The organism is Rhodanobacter sp. PCA2 (assembly GCF_013620825.1).
GTDB lineage: Bacteria > Pseudomonadota > Gammaproteobacteria > Xanthomonadales > Rhodanobacteraceae > Rhodanobacter_A.
This window is the reverse complement of record NZ_NJIC01000027.1, coordinates 1-19,835: the sequence shown is the minus strand read 5'-3', so window position 1 is coordinate 19,835 and position 19,835 is coordinate 1. Positions and strand designations below refer to the sequence as shown.

The following is a 19,835-nucleotide window of genomic DNA, read 5'->3' as shown; positions in this document are numbered from 1 at the left end:
CTGATGATCAAAGACCTGCAGAAAAAGCTGAAAGACCATTGGGACGGCTTCACCAAGGCCGAGCAGAAGATCGCGGCCTACCTGCTGCAGAACCCCGGCGGCATCCCGTTCGAGAATGCCTCGTCGCTGGGCAAGCGCGTGGGCGTCAGCGCGATGACGGTGGGGCGCTTCCTGCGCAACCTCGGCTACGACGGCCTCAACGAGCTGAAAGAGGAACTGCGCGGCGACGCGCCGTGGTTGCAGCTGTACCGGAACCCGGAAGTGGTGGGCGATCCCGCCACGATGTCCGAAAGCCTCAAGGCCGAGATCCAGGGCGTCACCACGGCGCATGCGCTGACCGGCACGCCGGAGTGGAAGGGCGTCGTCGACCTGCTGGTGAAGGCCGACCGCGTTTCGGTCGCCAGCTTCCACCAGGGCCGCTTTCTCGGACTGGGCTTTGCCACCCTGATGCAGAGCGTCAAGCCGTGCACGCGGTTCGAGGAAGGGCTGGACGGCGCCTATACCGACCTGCTGCTCGATTCCAGCGCGAAGAGCTGCGTGCTGCTGATCGATTTCCGGCGCTATTCGCGGCACTTCCGCATCCTGGCCGAAGAATGCGCGGCGCGCGGCATCCCGCTGGCGATCATCACCGACAGCCAGTGCTACTGGGCGCGCCAGCTCACCGACCACGTGCTGATGCTGCCGGCCGAGATGGAGCGGACGTGGCACAACTTCACGGCCGCCATGAGCCTGTTGAGCCTGCTGATCGGCGCGGTCACCCGCGCGCAGGGCGATATGTACGACCGCATCGGCGACATCACGCAGCTGCGCCAGAAGCTGGTGGGCTATGTCGAGGCGCCGCCTGTCGCCAGGGAGCGCAAGGCGCCCGCATCCGCGAAAAAGCCGCAGGGCGGCGGCACGCCGCACAAACGCAACGGCAAGACCAGGACCTGACCGCATTCGGCACGTCGACGCGGCAGCCGGCAGCGGACAACGCCATCGAAGAGGGCATGCTGATGATCCATCGACTCCCCGGGCGTGGCCTGCAGGGCGCATTCCGCTGGCCGGCCACGGTGGCGCTTGCGCTGGTCGTGTTGCTGTCCCTGGGCATCGGGCAAACCACGCGGGCGCAGGCCGTTTCGCCGTCGGCGCTGGATGCCTACGCGGACAAGGCCATGCGCGTCTTCGACACCCCGGGCATGGCGGCGGTGGTCGTCGATGGGGACAAGGCCAGCACCTACGCTTGGGGCGTGCGCAAACTGGGCGCCAGCGCCAGGGTGGACGCACACACCATCTTCCCGATCGGTTCCAACACCAAGGCCTTCACCGCGGCCGCGCTGGCGATCCTGGTCGATGAAGGCAAGCTGCACTGGGACGACCGCGTGGCCGACAGGCTGCCCGGCTTCCGCATGTACGATCCCTACGCGTCCAGCGAGATGACCGTCACCGACCTGCTCGTGCATCGCAGCGGCCTGGGCCTGGGCCAGGGCGACCTGATGATGTTCCCGACCACCGACCGCACCCGCGCGGAACTGGTGCACGACATCCGCTACCTCAAGCCCGCTCATTCGTTCCGCAGCGGCTACGACTACGACAACGTGCTGTACATCGTGGCGGGCCAGCTGGTCGAGTCCGTCTCGGGCCAGCGGTGGGAGGATTTCGTGCAGCAGCACATCCTCGGCCCGCTGCGGATGCGCGATGCGCGGACCAGCATCGACGCGCGTACCGCCAACCAGGTGGCGTTGCACGCCAGGGACACCACGCCGGTGCGCGGCGTCGGCAAGCAGGCGGTGCTTTCCACGGTGATGACCGGCGACGTGTTCGCGCCGGCCGGCGGGCTGCAGGTCAGCGCGGCGGACATGGGGAACTGGCTGCGGCTGCAACTGGACCGCGGGCAGCTGGATGGCGACCAGCGGATCTTCAGCGCGGCAGCGTCGAAGATGATGTGGACGCCGCAGACGCTGATCCCGATCGATCCGCTGCCGCCCCAGGTCGCCCTGGCACAGCCGCAGTTCGATGCCTACGCGCTGGGCTTCGAGGTGCAGGACTACCGCGGGCACATGATCGTCACCCATCTCGGCGGCGTGCTGGGCGGCATATCGGCGGTGGTGATCGTTCCGGAAAAGCATGCGGCTTTCGCCGTCATGCTCAACTCCGAGGACGTCGGCGCCTTGTTCGCGATGCGCGAGCACCTGCTCGACACCCTGCTGGGGCTGCCTTCGCCCGACTGGATCGCCGGCTACAAGCGGATGTTCGACGACGCCCACGCCAAGGCCATCGCGGCGCTGCGCGACAAACACGCGGCCACGCACCCGGAACGCGGGCCGTCGCTGCCGCTGTCCGGCTATGCCGGCGTCTACACCGACCCGTGGTACGGCAACGCCACGATCGGCCTGGACAAGCGCGGCGCGCTGCACATCAGCTTCGATCGTTCGCCCGGGATGCACGGCACGCTGGAGCACGTGCAATACGACACCTTCCGCACGCACTGGGCGATGCCCGACGTGGAGGACGCCTACGTCACCTTCGCGCTCCATCCCGATGGCAGCATCGACCGGATGACCATGAAGGCCGTCTCGCCGCTGGCGGATTTCAGCTGGGACTACCAGGACCTGCGCTTCGTTCCGGCCACGAAGCACCAGGGAAGGTCCGATTGACAGATCACTTGCTCGTCATTCCTGCGAACGCAGGAATCCAGTGCCTTGGTGTTCCGTGGCTTGCGGGCACCGGATGACCAGCTTCGCCGTTGTGAAGCGCCTCCAGCCTTCGTTGGGATGACGAGCGACATCTGGCTCGTGCGGCGCACGGCAGAGTCCAACATCGCAGGCCTGTGGCCGTTCTGGGTACCATGAAGGCTCCCGGCCATGCCGGCCTTTCCGTTGCTACCGCGCCACGCCGACATGCCTTCGAATCTTCGCACCTCCCTCATCCTCGTTGCCCTGTGCCTGGGCATTTCGCTGCCGTCGCTCGCGCGCGAGCAGGCCAGGCCCAGCATCGGCCAGCAACGCGAAGGCGTGCTGTTCTGGCCGCAGGCCGAACGCGATGCGCAGTTCCGGCGGATGTACGAACGCTTCCCCAGCGACCGCGCGGCGCATGGCACGCACACGCATGCCTTGCCGGAAGGCAAGCCGCTGGCGGTGGACGGACGCGACGGTGCGGTCTGGCTGGGCGACTACATGGAGAAGCACCACGTCGCCGGCGTGATGGTGCTGCAGGACGGCCGCGTGCGGCTGCAGCGCTACGCGCTGGGCTTCGGGCCACAGCAGCGCTGGACCTCGTTCTCCGTGGCGAAGTCGGTGACCTCCGTGCTGCTGGGAATGGCCCTGCAGCAGGGCTACATCCACGGCATGGACGACACGCTCGGCACCTACATCCCGGAGCTGCGCGGCAGCGCCTACGCCGACGTCACGGTGGAGCAGCTGCTGACGATGACCTCGGGCGTGCACTGGAACGAGGACTACGACGACGCTAAGTCGGACGTGGCGCAGATGTACCTGGGCGCCTGCGTCGACGGCCGCGCGCACGTGCTGTCGTACCTGATGAAACAGCCGCGGCAATGGCCGGCCGGCACGCACTGGAACTACAACACCGCGGAGACCGACCTGCTCGGCATCCTGGTGCAACGGGCCACGCACCGTTCGCTGGCGGCCTACCTGTCGGAGGCGCTCTGGAAGCCCTACGGCATGGCTGCCGACGCCTACTGGATCAAGGACGAATGCGATGGCAGCGACACCGGCGGCAGCGGCCTCTCGGCCACGCTGGGCGACTACGCGCGGCTGGGTCAGTTCATGCTGGAAGGCGGGCGCATCGACGGCAAGCAGGCGATCGCGGAGGCCTGGCTGCACGGCGCCACCCGCGAGCATGCGAGCACCGACGCGCCGGACCGAGGCTACGGCTACCTGTGGTGGACGGACAGCGACGGCAGCTACGCGGCCATCGGCATCTTCGGGCAGATGGTCTACGTCGATCCCGCGCGCAAGCTGGTGATCGCGCAGGTGGCCTCGTGGCCGGCCGCGACCTCGAAGGAACTCGTGGCCGGGCGGCGCGCGTTCGTCGAGGCGATCAAGCAGGCGGCGGATGCGGAGCGCTCCGTATCCGTCGTCCCGGCGAAGGCCGGGACCCAGTGACTTTCGTTGATCGAAGCGAATAGGCACTGGATGACCAGCTTCGCTGTTGTGAAGCGCCTCCAGCTTCCGCTGGAATGACGGCCACAGGAAGACTTGGTGTCCGCCCAGGCGATGCGGAGCGCTCCGCATCCGTCGTCCCGGCGAAGGCCGGGACCCAGTGACTTTCGTTGATCGAAGCAAAAAGGCGCTGGATGACCAGCTTCGCTGTTGTGAAGCGCCTCCAGCTTTCGCTGGAATGACGGCCACAGGAGGACTTGGTGTCCGCCCAGGCGATGCGGAGTGCTCCGCCTCCGTCGTCCTGGCGAAAGCCGGGACCCAGCGACTTCGTTGATCGAAGCGGAAAGGCACTGGATGACCAGCTTCGCTGTTGTGAAGCGCCTCCGGCCTTCGCCGGAATGACGACAACGGGGTAGGGCGGACACCCGCTCAAGCCACGAACTGCAGCCGCGCCAGCTCCGCGTACAGGCCGCCTTCGGCCAGCAGGCTTTCGTGCGTGCCTTGCGCCACGATGTGGCCGCCATCCATCACCACGATGCGGTCGGCGCGCTGCACGGTGGCGAGGCGGTGGGCGATGACCAGGGTGGTGCGGCCTTGTTCCAGCCGGGCCAGTGCCTGCTGGATCGCGGCCTCGGATTGCGCATCCAGCGCCGAGGTGGCTTCGTCGAGCAGCAGCAGCGGCGCGTCGCGCAGGATCGCGCGGGCGATGGCGATGCGCTGGCGCTGGCCGCCGGACAGGCGCACGCCGCGTTCGCCGAGTTCCGCCGCGTAGCCTTCGGGCAGGTCGCTGATGAAGTCGTGCGCCTCGGCGGCGCGGGCGGCTTCGGCCACCTCGTCGTCGCCGGCGTCCTGGCGGCCGAAGCGGATGTTGTCGGCGGCGCTGCCGGCGAAGATCGCCGTCTCCTGCGGCACCAGCGCGATCGCGCCGCGCAGCTCGGGCAAGGCCAGCGCGCGCAGGTCGACGCCGTCGAAGCGGATGCTGCCGGACTGCGGATCGTAGAAGCGCAGCAGCAGCGCCAGCACGGTGCTCTTGCCCGCGCCGGAAGGACCGACCAGGGCCACCGTCTCGCCGGGGCGGATGTCGAGGTTGAAGTCATGCAGCGCGGGCGCGTCGGGGCGGGTGGGGTAGTGGAAGCGCACATGCTCGAAAGTCAGTGCGCCGTGCACCGGACGCGGCAGTGCCTGCGGCTGCGCGGGGCTGGCGATGTCGGCGCGCTCGGCGAACAGTTCGCCGATGCGTTCCATCGCGCCGGCCGCGCGCATCACATCGCCCCACACCTCGGAAAGCCCGGCCACCGAGCCGGCGGCGAAGATCGCGTACAGCACGAATTGCCCCAGCACGCCGGCACTGAGCGTGCCGGCCAGCACGTCGCGCGCGCCGGCCCACAGCACCAGGGTGATCGCGCCGAAGAACAGCACGATCACCGCGGCGGTGAGCCACGCGCGCATGCCGATGCGTTGCCGCGCGGAGGCCAGCGCGCGGGTGATCGCGCCGGCGTAGCGGGTGCTCTCGATGTCCTCGCGCGCATAGGCCTTCACCGCGGGCGCGGCGTTGAGCGTCTCGTTGGCGATCGCCGCGGCGTCGGCGAGGCGGTCCTGGCTGGCCCGCGACAGCTTCTGCACGCGGCGGCCAAACACGAGGATGGGCAGCATCACCGCGGGGATCACCAGCGCGGTAAGGCCCGCGAGGCGCGGGCTGGTCCAGATCATCATCGCGCTGGCGCCCAGCAGCATCACCACGCTGCGCAGCGCCACCGAGATGCCCGAGCCGATCAGCGCCTGCACCACCTCGGTATCGGTGCCCAGGCGGGAATTCAGTTCGCCCACGCGGCTGCGCTCGAAGAAGCCCACGTCGAGCCGGATCACGTGCGCATAGAGCTGGCTGCGCAACGAGGCCAGCGCGCGTTCGCCCAGCAGGGTGATGCAGAAGTAGCGCGCGGCGGTGGCGATGGCCAGCACCAGGGCCACGGCGAACAGGCCGAGGAAGGTGGTGTTGATCGCGGCGGGGTCCGCATGCTCGAAGCCGTGCTCGATGATCTGCCGCGCCGCCATCGGCAGCACCAGGGTGGCGGTGGACGACAGGCCCAGGAACAGCAGCCAGCCCAGCGCGAGCTGCCAGTGCGGCCTGAGGAACGGCCACAGTTGGCGCAGGGCGCCGAGGCGGCGGGTGGAACGGGGCTGGGCGGTATCGCTCATGGAGGGTCGTGAGGAACGAGCGGCAGGCCGCGATCCGTTCCACATGGGGCTGGTACGCAGCGATACAATCGCAAGCGGCGCTCAGGCCGAGGCTGGCTGCGCTTCGATGGCGCCGCGCGAACCGGCACGGGCCAGCCGCGTACGCAGGCGCAGGAACGGCCGTTCCACGGCGTAGTGGAGCAGGGCGCCCGTGGCGGCGATGGCGAGCGCATACGCCGCGAACGCGGCCAGCCCGTGCGGTACGGGCCAGCGCTGCAGCAGTTCGTGTACCGCATGCATCGCCAGCTTGTGGCTCAGGTAGAGGCTGTACGACGCAGCGGCGATCCAGCCTGCGCCGGGAACGCGCCAGCGGCCCAGCCAGCCCGTGCTGCCCGCGCCAGCAGCCACCAGCAAGGCCAGCCCCAGCGACAGCAGCGGGAAGCAGAACACGCTGGCGGCGAAAGCGGTCTTGTCGCGGAACAGCCAGATCGCCGCGGCAGCCAGCAGCAGGCCCGCGCCCGCGAGCAGGTTCGCGCGTCGCTGCATCGCCGCCCACCACGCCGGCTGCCAGGTCTGGATCGTCGCCAGCAGCACGCCGGCCAGCAGGCCGTCCAGCCGCGTCCAGGTGGGGTAGTAGATGCTTTCCAGCCAGTCCCTGCCGTGCAGCGAGGCGTAGCCGCGCAGCAGCAGGCCGGCCGCCACGACGCCCGCGGCGCCGACGACGACGGCCGTGCGCGACGGGCGCCGCGCCAGCCACCAGGCCAGCAGCGGGAACAGCAGGTAGAAGTGTTCCTCCACGCACAGCGACCACGCATGCGAGAACGCCTGGTTGTGCCGGTAGTCGATCAGCAGGTTCAGCGTGAACGTGAGGAATTGCCACGCCGGCTGCAGGCCCGGCGCCTCGCGCCAGGCGGGAAACAGTACATAGATCGCCAGCACCGCGAGGAAGGCCGGCAGGATGCGGAAGGCGCGGCGCAGGTAGAACGCGCCGAAGCGCAGCGGTTCGCCCCGGCCCAGCGGTTCCAGCAGCTGGCGGCCGATCAGGTAGCCGCTGAGCACGAAGAACAGGTCCACGCCCATCCAGCCGTAGTCGGCGATGGGCTGGAACGGGCCGCCGATACCGCCGACCATCCACGAGTGGAACAGCATCACCCAGACGATGGCGATGGCGCGCAACAGGTCCAGTCCGGGCAGGCGCTGCATGGATTTCCTGGTGGCTGGGCGGCGGGCGCCGGACCCCTTGTCCGGTGCTGCGCGCGCGTCTGGCCGCGCAGTGTGCGCAGCGCGTCGGCGTTCCTCAAGCCGGAAGCGTGGCGATTTGCGGGCGCTTCGGCGGGACGGTCAATCCATGCGACGGACCGCGATGCGGCCGCGGCTGAGGTCGGCGATACGCTGTTCGGCTTCGGCCACGCGCTGGGCGGGCAGCTCGAATTCCAGCGCCACGCCGTCGGCGCCGAATTGCTCCTGCACCGCTTCGGCGCCCAGTTCGCGCAGGCGTGCCTTGAGCAGGGCCAGCTCCGCGAAATCGCAGGCGAAGCCCAGCCGCGCCATCGCCACGATGGGCACGCGGTCGGCAATGCGCAGGCATTCCGCCGCGGTGCCGCCGTAGGCGCGGGCAAGGCCGCCCGCGCCGAGCTTGATGCCGCCGAACCAGCGCGTCACCACCACCACCACGCGGTCGAAGCCCTGGCCCTCGATGGCCTGCAGGATGGGCCGGCCCGCGGTGCCCCCCGGTTCGCCGTCGTCGTTGAAGCGGTAGTCCTGGCCGATGCGGTAGGCCCAGCAGTTGTGCGTGGCGTCCGCGGCGGACACCTCGCGCACGAAGGCCAGCGCCTGCTCCGGCGTGGCGACCGGTGCGGCCTGGGCGAGGAAGCGGCTTTTGCGGATGTCCTCGGCATGGCGGCAGGCGGCGACGAGGGTATGCAGCGGATCACTCATGCAGCGCAGGGTAGGCGATGCGCGCCACGCCGTCATGCCCTTGCGTTACCCTCGGGGTTTTGCTGCTGGCCTTGATGGAGCGAACCGGATGTCGATGGATGTGCTGATCGTCCTCGTGCTGCTGGGCCTGGCCTTGCGCGCGCTGAAGTGGCGGCGCATGGCCGCGGCCGCGCTGTGGGCGGCGGTGTTGCTGTTCCTGGCGACGGGCTGCGGGCTGCTGCCGACCTGGCTGCTGAACACGCTGCAGGGTCCGTATGCGCAGCGGCCCGCGATCGCCTGGGCGCCGCGCAATGCGATCGTACTGCTGGGCGCCGGCGCGGTGCGCGCGCCGGACGGCACGGTGAAACCGACGCTGTACGCGAACGGCCGCATCAACGAGGCGCTGGCGCAGTACCGCGACTGCAAGGCCAGCGGCAACGACTGCAAGCTCGAAGTGAGCGGCGGCGATGCGCTGCACAGCGGCGAATCGGAGGCCGCAGTGTACGGCGCGGTGCTGGAACACCTGGGCGTGCCGGCCGCCGACCTCCTGCTGGAGCCGCGCAGCATGAACACCTGGCAGAACGCGCAGTTCAGCGCGCCCTTGCTGCGCGACTACGGTGCGCAGCGCGTGGTGCTGGTTTCCTCCGCCTCGCACCTGCGCCGCGCCATGCTGTACTTCACGCATTTCGGCATCGAGGCCACGCCGGTGCGCGGCGACTGGCTCACCGCGCGCCCCGACTGGTGGCCGCAGTCGTGGAACTTCGCGATGTCCGACCTGGCGCTGCACGAATACGCCGGGGTGCTGCGCTACCGCCTCTACAACGCGATGGGCTGGAACGTGCAGGCGACCAGGCCCGGCGCGCTGTAGCGCGTCGTCGTCCCGGCATAATGGCCGCCGACCTGTCCGCGGATCGCCCATGACCGAGATCTTGCTGATCGTCCTGCTTGCCGCTGCCTGGATCGCCGGGCGCGCGGGCTGGCGGCGCCTGCGGCTCGCCGGCATCGTGCTGGCGTGGCTGGCGGTCCTCGCGATCGGCTGCGGGCCGGTGCCCGCCTGGCTGCTGCAGCACTGGGAGGCGCCTTATGCGCACCGGCCGGATGCGCAGTGGGCGGCGTCCAATGCGGTCGTGCTGCTGACCGCCAGCGCGAACAACCCGCCGGGCGGCCGACCCGAGCCGGGTCAGGGCGGCTACACGCGCATCGCCGAAACGGTGGCGCTGTACCGCAGTTGCCGTGAAGCCGGCACGCGCTGCACGGTGCTGGTGAGCGGCGGCGATGCCTCGATGCTGGGCGAGCCGCTGGCCCAGGTCTACCGGCATGTGCTGGTGCGCCTGGGCGTGCCCGAGGCGGACATCGTGCTGGAACCGCGCAGCCGCACCACCTGGCAGAACGCCGAGTTCGCCCGCGCGCCGCTCGCGCGCATCGGCGCGGAGAAGGTGTGGCTGGTGAGCTCGGCCCTGCACCTGCGCCGTGCGGAGTTCGCGTTCCGCCATTTCGGCATCCCGGTGACGCCGATGCGCGCCGACTACCCGCGCGGGGTCTGGACCTGGGTTCCCGACGCCTACAACTTCCAGGTCACCGACCTGGCCTTGCACGAATGCGGGGGGCTGCTGCTGTATCGCTGGCAGGCCTGGCGCCAGGGCGTGCCCGCGCCCGAGGCAGGCAGCGCGGCTGCGGGCGGCTGAGCCTTTCCTTCCACTGCAGACGATGCGGCGCCGTCAGGCGCGATCAGTCCTCGCGCACGCGCAGCGGCAGTTCGCCGTCGGCGAGACGGGCACGCAGCGCGCTGCCCGGTTCCGCGTCCCGGGTGGAGCGCAGCACTTTTCCCTCCGCGTCGAACAGGATCGCGTAGCCGCGCTCCAGCGTGGCCAGCGGACTCACCGCGTGCAGGGTGCGGGCGGCCTCCTGCAGGGCGTGGCGTTCGCGTTCCAGTTGGCGCGCCATGGCCTGGCGCAGGCGTTGGGACTGCTCGGCCAGCCGTCGCTGCAACAGCGGCTGGCGCTGCTGCGGGTGGCGCGCCAGCAAGCGCGCGTGCAGGCGTTCCAGCCGGCTGCGGTCGGCTTGCCGGCGTTCGCGCAGCACGGCCAGCAGGCGATGCCGCAGATGGGCAAGGCGTTCGCGGTCGCGCGCCAGCCGCGCCTGCGGGCGCTGGGCCTGCAGGCGCGCGAGCAGGTGGTCGACGCGCTGGCTGCGGGCCTGCAGCCGGCGCTGCTGCAAGGTGGCGAGGCGCTGCTGCAACTGGCGCAGGTGGCGCAGCATGTCCTGCGCGTCGGGCACCAGCAGTTCCGCGGCGGCCGAGGGCGTGGGGGCGCGCAGGTCGGCGACGAAGTCGGCGATGCTGAAATCCACCTCGTGGCCCACCGCGCTCACCACCGGCACGGCGCTGGCGTGGATGGCGCGCGCCACGGCTTCGTCGTTGAACGCCCACAGGTCCTCCAGCGAGCCGCCGCCGCGGGTGACCAGCAGCACGTCGTAGCGGGCGCAGGCCGAGGCCTTCTTCAGCATGGACACGATGGCGGGCGGCGCCTCGCGGCCCTGCACCGGCACCGGCAGCACCTCCACCTCGGCCAGCGGCCAGCGGCGCGCGAGCACGCTCAGCACGTCGCGGATCGCCGCGCCGGTGGCCGAGGTGATCACGCCGATGCGCCGCGCATGGCGGGGCAGCGGGCGCTTGCGGGCGGTGTCGAACAGGCCTTCCGCGTCCAGCTTCGCCTTCAACTGCTCGAAGGCGCGTTGCAGCGCGCCTTCGCCGGCCGGTTCCATCTGCTCGGCCACCAGCTGGAACTCGCCGCGGGGTTCGTACAGGCCAACCCGCGCGCGCAGGAGCACCTGCATGCCGTCCACGGGCTTGAAGCGCAGCGCGGCGCTTTTCGGGCGGAACATCGCGCAGCGCACCTGGGCGCCGCTGTCCTTCAGCGTGAAGTAGAGATGTCCCGACGCGGGGCGCGCCACGTTGGACAACTCGCCCTCGATCCACACCAGCGGCAGCGCGTCCTCCAGCAGCCCGCGCACCAGCCGGTTCAGGGTGCTGGGCGTGAGGATGTGGCGGGGCGGGGCGGCGTGGTGGTCGGGCGGCTGCATGGAAGCGGGAGCCTAGCACGTCCTCTCCGGGCGCAAGAGTCTTGCGCAACAGTGGCTTGGCGTATGTTGTGCAGGTAATGCCTGAGAGCAGGCCCCGGCCGTGCCGCCCGCAGGTCGTATCGCAGGGGTCGCGCCTGAGGCTGAAGCTTGGAACGGCGTCGCTCAGTGTCCGGGCGCCTTCCAGCGCAGCAGCCACGCCACCAGCGCCGGCACGGCGAAAACAAGGATCAGGTAGGGGATTTCGCTCGCCACGCTGTGCCCGGCGCGCACGCCCGCCCACAAGTTGCAGATCGACAGCACGGCCCAGAGCGGAATGAACACCAGGGCGGCGCGCCGCATGCCGAGCGAGGGAACCAGGCGACCCAGCAGCAGGCAGATCGCGAGCAGGGCCAGGCCGCCCAGGATGATCATCAGAGAGTGCATGGTTTTCGTCCTGCGGGTTCTGGCGGCCAGCCACGGCGGCGAGGGGGCGAAGGAGCGGGCGCCTGCCCCACGGGCAAGGGCAGGCGCGTTGCGGTCAGCGCGTGGTGTAGCCGCCGTTGGCGAAGATGGTCTGGCCGGTGATCCACCAGCCGTCGGTGACCAGGAAGGTGACGATCGACGCGATGTCCCCGATGTTGGTCAGGCCGCTCCGGGTGAACGGGCTCAACGCCGCCGCCGTGCTGTGGTAGGCGATGGAGTCTTTGGTCTCCGCCGGATAGAAGAACGGCGTGTCCATCGGGCCGGGCCCCAGCGCGTTGACCGAGATGCCGCGCTCGCCGAATTCCTTCGAGGCCGCGCGCGTGAAGTGCTCCACCGGCGCCTTGCCGCCGCCGTAGATCGAATAGAACGGCGTGTACGCCGCCAGCAGCGAGGTGACGATGGTGAGGATCTTGCCGCCGTCGTTCAGGCTGCGGCCGGCCTGCTGCAGGAAGAAGAACGCGGCCTTCGCGTTGGCGTCGAAGCTGCGGTCGTAGTCGGCCTCGGTGACTTCGGCGATGGGCTTCTTGATCACCACGCCGGCGGTGTTGATCGCAATGTCGATGCCGCCGAACTGCTTCTTCGCCTCGTCGAACAGCGCGGCGTTGTTCGCCACCACGGCCAGGTCGCCCTGGATCGCGAACGCCTTCGCGCCGGCGTCCTGCACGGCCTTGACCGTTTCCTCGGCATCGGCCTTGCTGCCCGCGCTGTTGTAGTGCACGGCGATGCCCGCCGCGCCGTTTTCGGCGAACCGCCGCGCGAGCAGGCCGCCGAGGTTCTTGCCGCCGCCGGCGATGACCACGTATTTGCCTTTCAGACTATGATCGGACACGGAATCCTCCTTCGGTTGAATACCGGTGCGGGACACGGCCCGCCGCTTGGCGTGCCGTGAATCCGCGACCAGGGCGGGGAGTGCACTATGAGCCGCGGACAAGGCGACAGGCTTCCAAAAACGGATGCGCCGCTTGCAGGATCGTCGCGCCACGGACGTGACGGGCAGGTGCCCGCGCAGGCCGGGGCCGCGGCCAGCCGCCAGCGCGTCGAGCTTGCGCAATACGAGGAGGATCTGGCCGGCCGCGTGGACTGGACCATAGATGCGCCGCGCCACACCATCGTCGTCCACGAGCGCGGCCGCATCGACCGCCTGCGTACCCGCATCGCCGGGCACACGCACCAGTTCGGGCCGCCGCTGCCGGGCGACCTGTGGTTCATTCCCGCCGGCGAGCGCTACCGCGCCACCGCGCAGGGCGGCGTGATCCGCTATTCCGAATTGCGCGTGGAACCGCTCACGCTGCACGAGGCCGGCGCCCGCCTGCCGCTACCGGTGCGCCAGGCGCATCGCGACGAGATGCTTTACCGCATGGTGCTGCAGCTGGGCGAGCTGGCCGGCGCCCGCGACGATCTCTCACTGCTGCTCGCCGACAGCCTGCGCAGCAGCCTGGTGCTGCACCTGGCCCGGCTCGCCGCGGCGCCGCGGGAGCCCGCGACCGCGCGCGAAGGCCTGGACGCCGCGTCGCGGCGGCGCCTCGAGGACTACATCGACGCACATCTGGACCGCCGCATCGCGCTAGCCGACCTGGCCGCCGTCGCCGGCCTGCGGCGGCATGGACTGCCCGCCGCGTTCAGGCGCAGCTTCGGCGCCACGCCGCTGCAATACGTGATCGCCCGCCGCCTGCAGCGCGCCTGCATGCTGCTGCGCGAAACCCGCCGCCCCATCGCCGACATCGCCCAGGATTGCGGCTTCTTCAGCCACAGCCACATGACCGGCATGTTTCGCCGCCACCTGGGCGTGGTGCCAAGCGCCGTGCGCGGCTGAAATCCGGCTTGCCCGGCGCGCGTCCGTACGTCGGCAGCGGCGGTGGGCGGAAAACGCGGCGTGCGACGCGATCATGCATTCCGGAAGCCGCGCCGCGGTCGTGGCCGCCTGCACCCATCGGGTATCATGTTGCATCGCGCTGCCGCGTTCCTTGCCGTTCCCCATGAGCACATCCCAGATTCCGTCATCCGCGTCTTCCCCGCTGCCGCAGGACGCCTGCGCCGCGCCGCGCCGGCCCAGCGTCGGCGTGCAGGTCGGCAAGGTGACGGTGGGCGGCGGCGCGCCCATCGTGGTGCAGTCGATGACCAACACCGACACCGAGGACCCGGCCAGCACCGCGAAGCAGATCGCCGAGCTGGCGCGCGCCGGTTCCGAGCTGGTGCGCATCACGGTGAACACGCCCGCGGCTGCGGCAGCCGTGCCGCGCATCGCCGAGCGGCTGGCGATGATGGGCGTGGAGGTGCCGATCATCGGCGACTTCCACTACAACGGCCACCAGTTGCTGCAGGACGAGCCGGCCTGCGCCGAGGCGCTGGCGAAGTACCGCATCAACCCGGGCAACGTCGGCTTCGGCAAGAAGAAGGACAGCCAGTTCGGCGCGATCATCGAGAAGGCGATCCAGTACGGCAAGCCGGTGCGCATCGGCGCGAACTGGGGCTCGCTGGACCAGGCGATGGTCGCCACCCTGATGGACGAGAACCACACCCGCGCGCGGCCGTGGGACGCCGCCCACGTGGCGCGCGAGGCGCTGATACGTTCGGCGCTGGACTCGGCCGTGCTGGCCGAGAAGATCGGCCTGCCGCGCGAGCGCATCATCCTTTCCTGCAAGGTTTCTGGCGTGCAGGAGCTGATCGCGGTGTACCGCGACCTCGCCGCGCGCTGCGATTACGCGCTGCACCTGGGCCTCACCGAGGCCGGCATGGGCTCCAAGGGCATCACCGCCTCCAGCTCCGCGCTGGGCGTGCTGCTGCAACTGGGCATCGGCGACACCATCCGCATTTCGCTCACGCCGGAGCCGGGCGCCCCGCGCACCGGCGAGGTGATCGTGGCGCAGGAACTGCTGCAGACCATGGGCCTGCGCTCGTTCACGCCGCTGGTCACCGCCTGCCCGGGCTGCGGCCGCACCACCAGCGAGTTCTTCCAGGAACTGGCCAAGACCGTGCAGGAACACGTGCGCGAGCAGATGCCGGTGTGGCGGGTGAAGTACGACGGCGTCGAGAACCTCACGCTGGCGGTGATGGGCTGCGTGGTGAACGGGCCGGGCGAGTCCAAGCACGCGAACATCGGCATCTCGCTGCCCGGCAACGGCGAGGCGCCGGCCGCGCCGGTGTTCATCGACGGCGAGAAGGCGATGACCCTGCGCGGCGACAACATCGCCCACGAATTCGTGGGCATCCTGGACGACTACGTCGCGCGCAAGTACGCCAGCCGCGCCGGCTGAGCGCGGCATACCCCGAACACTTCACCACGACACGCTGGAAACGAGCATGAGCGACCTGCCCAACTGCCCGATGTGCAACTCCGCCTACACCTACGAGGATGGCGGCCTGCTGGTCTGCCCCGAGTGCGCGCACGAGTGGTCGCGCGAAGCGGAGGGCGCCGCCGACAGCGACGCGCTGGTGGTGAAGGACGCCAACGGCAACCTGCTCGCCGACGGCGACAGCGTCACCGTGATCAAGGACCTCAAGGTCAAGGGCTCGTCCCTCGTGGTCAAGGTCGGCACCAAGGTGAAGAACATCCGCCTGGTGGAGGGCGACCACGACATCGACTGCAAGATCGACGGCATCGGCCCGATGAAACTCAAGTCGGAGTTCGTGCGCAAGGCGTGAACCTGCGCCCGCGCCCGGCGGGCGAATGCGGCGAGGTGCCGATGGACGAGCGCGAGCAGGCGATACTCGAGGTCTGGCACGCCAGCGCCGAGCCGTGGACGCGGGCCGTACGCGGGCAGGCGATCGCCAGCCGCAGGCTGGTCACCGACGCCGCCATCGTCGATGCCGTACTGGCATGCCGGCCGCGCAGCGTGATCGATCTCGGCTGCGGCGAAGGCTGGCTGGTGCGCGCGCTGGCGGGGCAAGGCATCGACGTGCTCGGCATCGACGCGGTGCCGGCGCTGGTCGAGGCGGCGCGGGCGGCCGGCGACGGCCGCTTCATCGCCATGGACTATGCCGAGGTGGCGAACGGCGCGCTGCACGAACGCGCCGACGTGGTGGCCTGCAACTTCTCGCTGCTGGGCGGCGCCTCGGTCGATGCGCTGCTGCATGCGGTGCCGTCCCTGCTGGAGGCCGGCGGCGTACTGGTCGTGCAGACCTTGCACCCCATCAGCGCCTGCGGCGACGGGCCTTGCGCCGATGGCTGGCGCGAGGGGTCATGGGCCGGCTGCGGCGACGGTTTCGGCAAGGCCGCACCGTGGTACTTCCGCACGCTGGCAGGCTGGCTGGATGCGCTTGCCAGGGCCGGCCTGCAACTCGTGCGCATGCGCGAACCGCTGCATCCGCACACCGCCGAGCCGGCATCGCTGATCCTGGTGGCTGCAGCCCGACACTGAAGCGTTGCGCGCGTCGCGTCGCGTGCGGCCGGACACACTCCATCCGCGAGATTGATGGGACACCTGCCGCGGTATCGGGTATCGTGCCTCGTCCATCGCCCGTCGTGCTGGAGCGCGGCAGGGCATGCCTTTCAGCCGGGCCAGGGGGCGCTTGTATGCGGATCAATCCGCCATTGCGTATTGCGTGCGTTTACGTGCTGGTCGCCGCCGTGTGGATATGGTGTTCCGATCGCGCCATCGGCCTGCTGGTGCACGATGCGGGCCTGCTCATGACGCTGCAGACGCTCAAGGGCTGGTTCTTCGTGCTGGTCACCGGCGTGATGCTGTACTGGATGATCCGCTACGACCTGCACAGCCTGGAGCGCAGCCATGAACGCCTGCGCGCGGGGCACGAACAGGCGCTGGGCGTGCTGGTGGCGGCGATGGATGCGCGCCACCGCGAGACCGGCCATCACTCCGAGCGCGTGGCGCGGATGGCTTCGGAGCTCGCGCGGCTGGACGGGATCAAGGGTCGCGCGCTGGACGCGCTGCGGCTGGGGGCGCTGCTGCACGACATCGGCAAGCTGGCGCTGCCCGACGCGATCCTCACCAAGCCCGGCCCGCTGGACGAAGGGGAACTGGCGCTGATGCGCGAGCATCCCCGGATCGGTTACGAACTGCTGCAGCAGGTGGACTTCCTGCGCGTGTCCAGCGACGTGCCGTACAGCCATCACGAACGCTGGGACGGCAGCGGTTATCCGCAGGGCCTGCGCGGCGAGGAGATCCCGCTGGCCGCGCGCATCTTCAGCGTGATCGACGTGTGGGATGCGCTGATCACCGAGCGCGTCTACAAGGTGGCGTGGCCGGAGGATCGCGTGCTGGCCTACCTGCGCGACGTGGCCGGCAGCCAGCTCGATCCGCGGCTGGTGAAACTGTTCCTGGACAATTACGCGGCCCTGAAGCAGCGGCTGGAGCGGTCGGAAGGACTGCCTCAGCCGGCAGCCTGAGCGAGGACGGCGCGGACCAGCGGCGTGCCGTCCTCGGCCCAGTTGCCCACGCGTCCCGGCAGCGCGGTCAGCCGGGCGGCTTCGCACAGGTAGCGTTCGCGCGGGATTTCCTCGGCCCCCAGGCCCAGCGTGTGCGCGTTGGCGACCTGCGTGTCGATCAGCGGCCAGCCCCATGCCCGCAGCAGGCCGGCCAGCGCCGCCAGGGCGAGCTTGGAGCCGCCGCTCTCGGCGCTGAACATCGACTCGCCGCAGAACAGCCGGCCGATCGCCACGCCGTAGATGCCGCCCACCAGCCGGGTGCCGTCCCACACCTCGACGCTGTGCGCGTGACCCAGATGATGCAGCCGCGTGTACGCATCTATCATCCCGGGCACGATCCAGGTGCCGGCGTGGCCTTCGCGCGGCTCCGCGCAGGCGCGTATCACGGCCTCGAACGCGCGATCCACGCTGAGCTGCCACGAGCTGCCGCGCAACTGTCGGCGCAGGCTGCGGTTGATGCGCAGCGCGTCGGTGCGGAACACGCAGCGCGGGTCCGGCGACCACCACAGGATGGGTTCGCCCTCGCCGAACCACGGAAAGATACCCTGGCCGTAGGCGGCGAGCAGGCGCGCGGGCGAGAGATCGCCGCCGAACGCGAGCAGTCCGTTCGGCTCGGCCAGCGCCGTGCGCGGATCGGGAAAGCGCTCGGGTGCGGCGGGGGAGAGTCGGGGCAGGCGGATCATTGGCCCGTGCCCCGTGCGTACGGACTGTGCGCCAGGCATTCGTCCGCATAGCGATCCATGGATGCGGCCTCCTGCTGCAGCGCCTCGCGCACCGCGGCGCGAAAACCTTCGTGCAGGATCAGGTGGCGCGAATGCGTGCGCACCGGAAGAAAGCCGCGCGCCAGCTTGTGCTCGCCCTGGGCGCCGGGCTCGAAGCTGCGCAGCCCGCGGGCGATCGCGTGCTCGATGCCGCGGTAGTAGCACAATTCAAAATGCAGGCCCGGCACCTCGACGCGGCTGCCCCAGTAGCGGCCGTACAGCACGCCGTTGCCTTGCAGGAACAGCGCCATCGCCGCGATGCCGTTTGCGTCGTGCGCCAGCGCCAGTTGCGCCATCTCGCCCAGCGTGCCGAGCCGGCGGAAGAAATCCGCGGTGAGCGCGGCGTGGTTGCCCTTGGCGTCGAAGGTGGCGAGGTAGAGCGCATGCACCTCGGCCCATTCGGCCTCGTCCAGCGAGTCGCCGCCGCGCCATTCCACGCGCAGGCCGCTGGAGGCGACCTGCTTGCGTTCGTGGCGGATGTTCGCGCGCTTCTTGTGGTTCAGCGCGGCGAGGAAGTCGTCGAAGTCGCGCCAGCCGCGGTTGCGCCAGTGGAACTGCACGTCCGAGCGCGCCAGCCAGTCGGCGTCGAATGCGGCGGCTTCGTCGTCAAGCAGGAAATTCGCGTGCACCGACGACAGCCGCAGGCGTTCCGCCTCGCGCCGCATCGCGGCCACCAGCGCGCGCTGCCGTTCCACGCTGCCGCCGGCCAGCAGGCGAGGGCCGGGCACCGGCGAGTAGGGCACCCCGCAGAGCAGCTTGGGGTAGTAGTCGCCACCGGCGCGTTCCCAGGCGGCCGCCCAGCCCCAGTCGAACACGAACTCGCCGTGCGAGTTGCCCTTGAGGTAGAGCGGTGCGGCGGCGACGAGCCGACCGTGTTCGTACAGGCCGAGGTGGTGCGCCTGCCAACCCCAGGCGGGGCGGATGCAATCGCTTTCTTCCAGCGCATGCAGGAAGGCGTGCGACACGAAGGGATGGTCGTCGGGACGCAGCGCGTCCCAGTCGGCGGCGGGAATGTCGGCGATGCGGTCGTGGAAGCGCGCTTCGATCATGCACGCGATCCGTGGCTGCTCAATGGAGCGCCGGCAACTGCGCGGAGAGCGCCTGCACGAAGGCGTCGGGCTTGCCGTAGTAGTGGTGGTGCGGCAGCAGCATGCGGCGCCCCGCGGTTTCCAGCAGCAGGGTGGGGAAGCCCTGGCCGCCCGCCTCGTCCAGCAGGCGGCGGCTGGCCTGCACGTGCTCGAACACGGCATGGCCGTCCGCCCGGGCCCAGGCCAGCGCGAAACGCACGCCGTCCAGCCCGATTTCCTCGGCCAGTTCGCCCAGCACCGTGGGTTCGGCCACGCGCAGGCCGCGCTGGTAGTGCGCGTTCTGGATCGCCACCAGCATCGGATACGCCATGGCGGCATCGAGGGATTCGGCGGCGAGCACGGCGGCGATCGGCGGCAGCGAATACAGCACGGTGCCGTCCTGGGCCAGCAGGCCCTGCCGATAGGCTTCGCCAAACGGTTGCCCGCTGAGCTGCGCGATGCGTTCGTCGGAATGCATGATGTGCTGCGCCAGCGCGTCGTCGATGCGGCGCGGCTCGCCGAACAGGCCGCCGCCGTGCAGGCGCAGCGCGAGGCGGCCGCCCAGCTGCGCCAGCACCGCACCCACCAGCGGCTGCGCGGCATAGCACCAGCCGCACAGCGGATCGTGGATGTAGTGCAGCGTGGCGACGCTCATGCGGTTCAACCGGGCATTCCGAACTCGTGGAGGTTTTCGCTTTGCCCGTCATCCCGGCGCAGGCCGGGATCCAGTGGCGATGGCGTTTGTGCGAGCCGCGCAGTCGCCGGAATGACGGGCAGGAAACCAGGTCAGGCGGCAGGCTTCTGCTGGTCCAGCCAGCGTTCGGCATCCAGCGCGGCCATGCAGCCGAAGCCGGCCGAGGTGATCGCCTGGCGGTAGACGTGGTCG

General features: G+C 70.2%; 19 protein-coding genes and 1 pseudogene. 10 read left to right on the top strand and 10 right to left on the bottom strand.

Annotated features, from left to right (window positions below; genetic code table 11):
* Positions 1 to 3: 3 nt before the first annotated feature.
* From PCA_RS09975 to PCA_RS09965, 3 genes are all read left to right on the top strand, one after another.
* A complete protein-coding gene (locus PCA_RS09975; RefSeq protein WP_255436771.1) occupies positions 4 to 933 on the top strand; it encodes a MurR/RpiR family transcriptional regulator in 930 nt (309 codons plus the stop codon).
* A 62-nt stretch (positions 934 to 995) separates the two neighbouring features.
* A complete protein-coding gene (locus PCA_RS09970) occupies positions 996 to 2,636 on the top strand; it encodes a serine hydrolase (RefSeq protein WP_219918697.1) in 1,641 nt (546 codons plus the stop codon).
* A gap of 243 nt (positions 2,637 to 2,879) precedes the next feature.
* Positions 2,880 to 4,106 carry a serine hydrolase gene (locus tag PCA_RS09965; RefSeq protein ID WP_181302462.1) on the top strand — a complete coding sequence of 409 codons (1,227 nt, stop codon included), beginning with the start codon at positions 2,880 to 2,882 and terminating at the stop codon, positions 4,104 to 4,106.
* A 426-nt stretch (positions 4,107 to 4,532) separates the two neighbouring features.
* On the opposite strand, the gene PCA_RS09960 is transcribed toward PCA_RS09965, so the two are convergent.
* The 3 genes from PCA_RS09960 to PCA_RS09950 all read right to left on the bottom strand — a co-directional run bounded on the left by PCA_RS09960 (position 4,533) and on the right by PCA_RS09950 (position 8,216).
* Complete coding sequence (locus PCA_RS09960; RefSeq protein ID WP_181302461.1) at positions 4,533 to 6,299, bottom strand: ABC transporter transmembrane domain-containing protein; 1,767 nt, start codon at positions 6,297 to 6,299, stop codon at positions 4,533 to 4,535.
* Between the two features lie 81 nt (positions 6,300 to 6,380).
* The gene (locus PCA_RS09955; RefSeq protein ID WP_181302460.1) at positions 6,381 to 7,481 is read right to left on the bottom strand and encodes an acyltransferase; all 1,101 of its coding nucleotides are present in this window, start codon (positions 7,479 to 7,481) and stop codon (positions 6,381 to 6,383) included.
* Between the two features lie 138 nt (positions 7,482 to 7,619).
* Positions 7,620 to 8,216 carry a YigZ family protein gene (locus PCA_RS09950; RefSeq protein WP_181302459.1) on the bottom strand — a complete coding sequence of 199 codons (597 nt, stop codon included), beginning with the start codon at positions 8,214 to 8,216 and terminating at the stop codon, positions 7,620 to 7,622.
* A gap of 94 nt (positions 8,217 to 8,310) precedes the next feature.
* Between PCA_RS09950 and PCA_RS09945 the strand changes: the two genes are divergently transcribed.
* Both PCA_RS09945 and PCA_RS09940 read left to right on the top strand, forming a co-directional pair.
* Complete coding sequence (locus PCA_RS09945; RefSeq protein WP_219918705.1) at positions 8,311 to 9,063, top strand: YdcF family protein; 753 nt, start codon at positions 8,311 to 8,313, stop codon at positions 9,061 to 9,063.
* Positions 9,064 to 9,112: 49 nt separating this feature from the next.
* Positions 9,113 to 9,880 (top strand): YdcF family protein, encoded by a 768-nt coding sequence (locus PCA_RS09940; RefSeq protein ID WP_181302457.1) that lies wholly within the window; start codon positions 9,113 to 9,115, stop codon positions 9,878 to 9,880.
* 43 nt (positions 9,881 to 9,923) lie between these two features.
* Here the strand turns inward: PCA_RS09940 and xseA are convergent, their stop codons facing one another.
* The 3 genes from xseA to PCA_RS09925 all read right to left on the bottom strand — a co-directional run bounded on the left by xseA (position 9,924) and on the right by PCA_RS09925 (position 12,567).
* Positions 9,924 to 11,276 carry an exodeoxyribonuclease VII large subunit gene (xseA, locus tag PCA_RS09935; RefSeq protein ID WP_181302456.1) on the bottom strand — a complete coding sequence of 451 codons (1,353 nt, stop codon included), beginning with the start codon at positions 11,274 to 11,276 and terminating at the stop codon, positions 9,924 to 9,926.
* A 162-nt stretch (positions 11,277 to 11,438) separates the two neighbouring features.
* Complete coding sequence (locus PCA_RS09930) at positions 11,439 to 11,699, bottom strand: hypothetical protein (RefSeq protein WP_181302455.1); 261 nt, start codon at positions 11,697 to 11,699, stop codon at positions 11,439 to 11,441.
* A gap of 94 nt (positions 11,700 to 11,793) precedes the next feature.
* Positions 11,794 to 12,567: an SDR family oxidoreductase gene (locus tag PCA_RS09925; RefSeq protein WP_181302454.1), complete on the bottom strand. Its 774-nt coding sequence runs from the start codon at positions 12,565 to 12,567 to the stop codon at positions 11,794 to 11,796.
* A 168-nt stretch (positions 12,568 to 12,735) separates the two neighbouring features.
* Here PCA_RS09925 and PCA_RS17785 point away from each other — a divergent pair, with 168 nt between their 5' ends.
* From PCA_RS17785 to PCA_RS09900, 5 genes are all read left to right on the top strand, one after another.
* Positions 12,736 to 13,551 carry an AraC family transcriptional regulator gene (locus PCA_RS17785; protein ID WP_181302453.1) on the top strand — a complete coding sequence of 272 codons (816 nt, stop codon included), beginning with the start codon at positions 12,736 to 12,738 and terminating at the stop codon, positions 13,549 to 13,551.
* A 163-nt stretch (positions 13,552 to 13,714) separates the two neighbouring features.
* The gene (ispG, locus tag PCA_RS09915; protein WP_181302452.1) at positions 13,715 to 14,992 is read left to right on the top strand and encodes a flavodoxin-dependent (E)-4-hydroxy-3-methylbut-2-enyl-diphosphate synthase; all 1,278 of its coding nucleotides are present in this window, start codon (positions 13,715 to 13,717) and stop codon (positions 14,990 to 14,992) included.
* A gap of 46 nt (positions 14,993 to 15,038) precedes the next feature.
* The gene (locus PCA_RS09910) at positions 15,039 to 15,380 is read left to right on the top strand and encodes a zinc ribbon domain-containing protein YjdM (protein ID WP_181302451.1); all 342 of its coding nucleotides are present in this window, start codon (positions 15,039 to 15,041) and stop codon (positions 15,378 to 15,380) included.
* The gene (locus PCA_RS09905; RefSeq protein ID WP_343204433.1) at positions 15,377 to 16,096 is read left to right on the top strand and encodes a methyltransferase domain-containing protein; all 720 of its coding nucleotides are present in this window, start codon (positions 15,377 to 15,379) and stop codon (positions 16,094 to 16,096) included. The genes PCA_RS09910 and PCA_RS09905 overlap by 4 nt, the downstream gene beginning before the upstream one ends.
* Before the next feature lie 173 nt (positions 16,097 to 16,269).
* On the top strand, positions 16,270 to 17,082 hold the full coding sequence (locus PCA_RS09900; RefSeq protein ID WP_255436769.1) for an HD domain-containing phosphohydrolase: 813 nt from the start codon (positions 16,270 to 16,272) through the stop codon (positions 17,080 to 17,082).
* Here PCA_RS09900 and aat read toward each other — a convergent pair.
* From aat to PCA_RS17585, 4 genes and pseudogenes are all read right to left on the bottom strand, one after another.
* The gene (gene aat / locus PCA_RS09895) at positions 17,067 to 17,804 is read right to left on the bottom strand and encodes a leucyl/phenylalanyl-tRNA--protein transferase (RefSeq protein ID WP_181302449.1); all 738 of its coding nucleotides are present in this window, start codon (positions 17,802 to 17,804) and stop codon (positions 17,067 to 17,069) included. The genes PCA_RS09900 and aat overlap by 16 nt on opposite strands.
* A complete protein-coding gene (locus PCA_RS09890) occupies positions 17,801 to 18,931 on the bottom strand; it encodes a GNAT family N-acetyltransferase (protein ID WP_181302448.1) in 1,131 nt (376 codons plus the stop codon). Before PCA_RS09890 ends, aat begins: the two co-directional genes overlap by 4 nt.
* A 19-nt stretch (positions 18,932 to 18,950) precedes the next feature.
* Positions 18,951 to 19,604 (bottom strand): DsbA family protein, encoded by a 654-nt coding sequence (locus tag PCA_RS09885; protein ID WP_181302447.1) that lies wholly within the window; start codon positions 19,602 to 19,604, stop codon positions 18,951 to 18,953.
* Between the two features lie 131 nt (positions 19,605 to 19,735).
* A pseudogene (locus PCA_RS17585) lies at positions 19,736 to 19,835 on the bottom strand (thioredoxin-disulfide reductase); the annotation flags it as partial.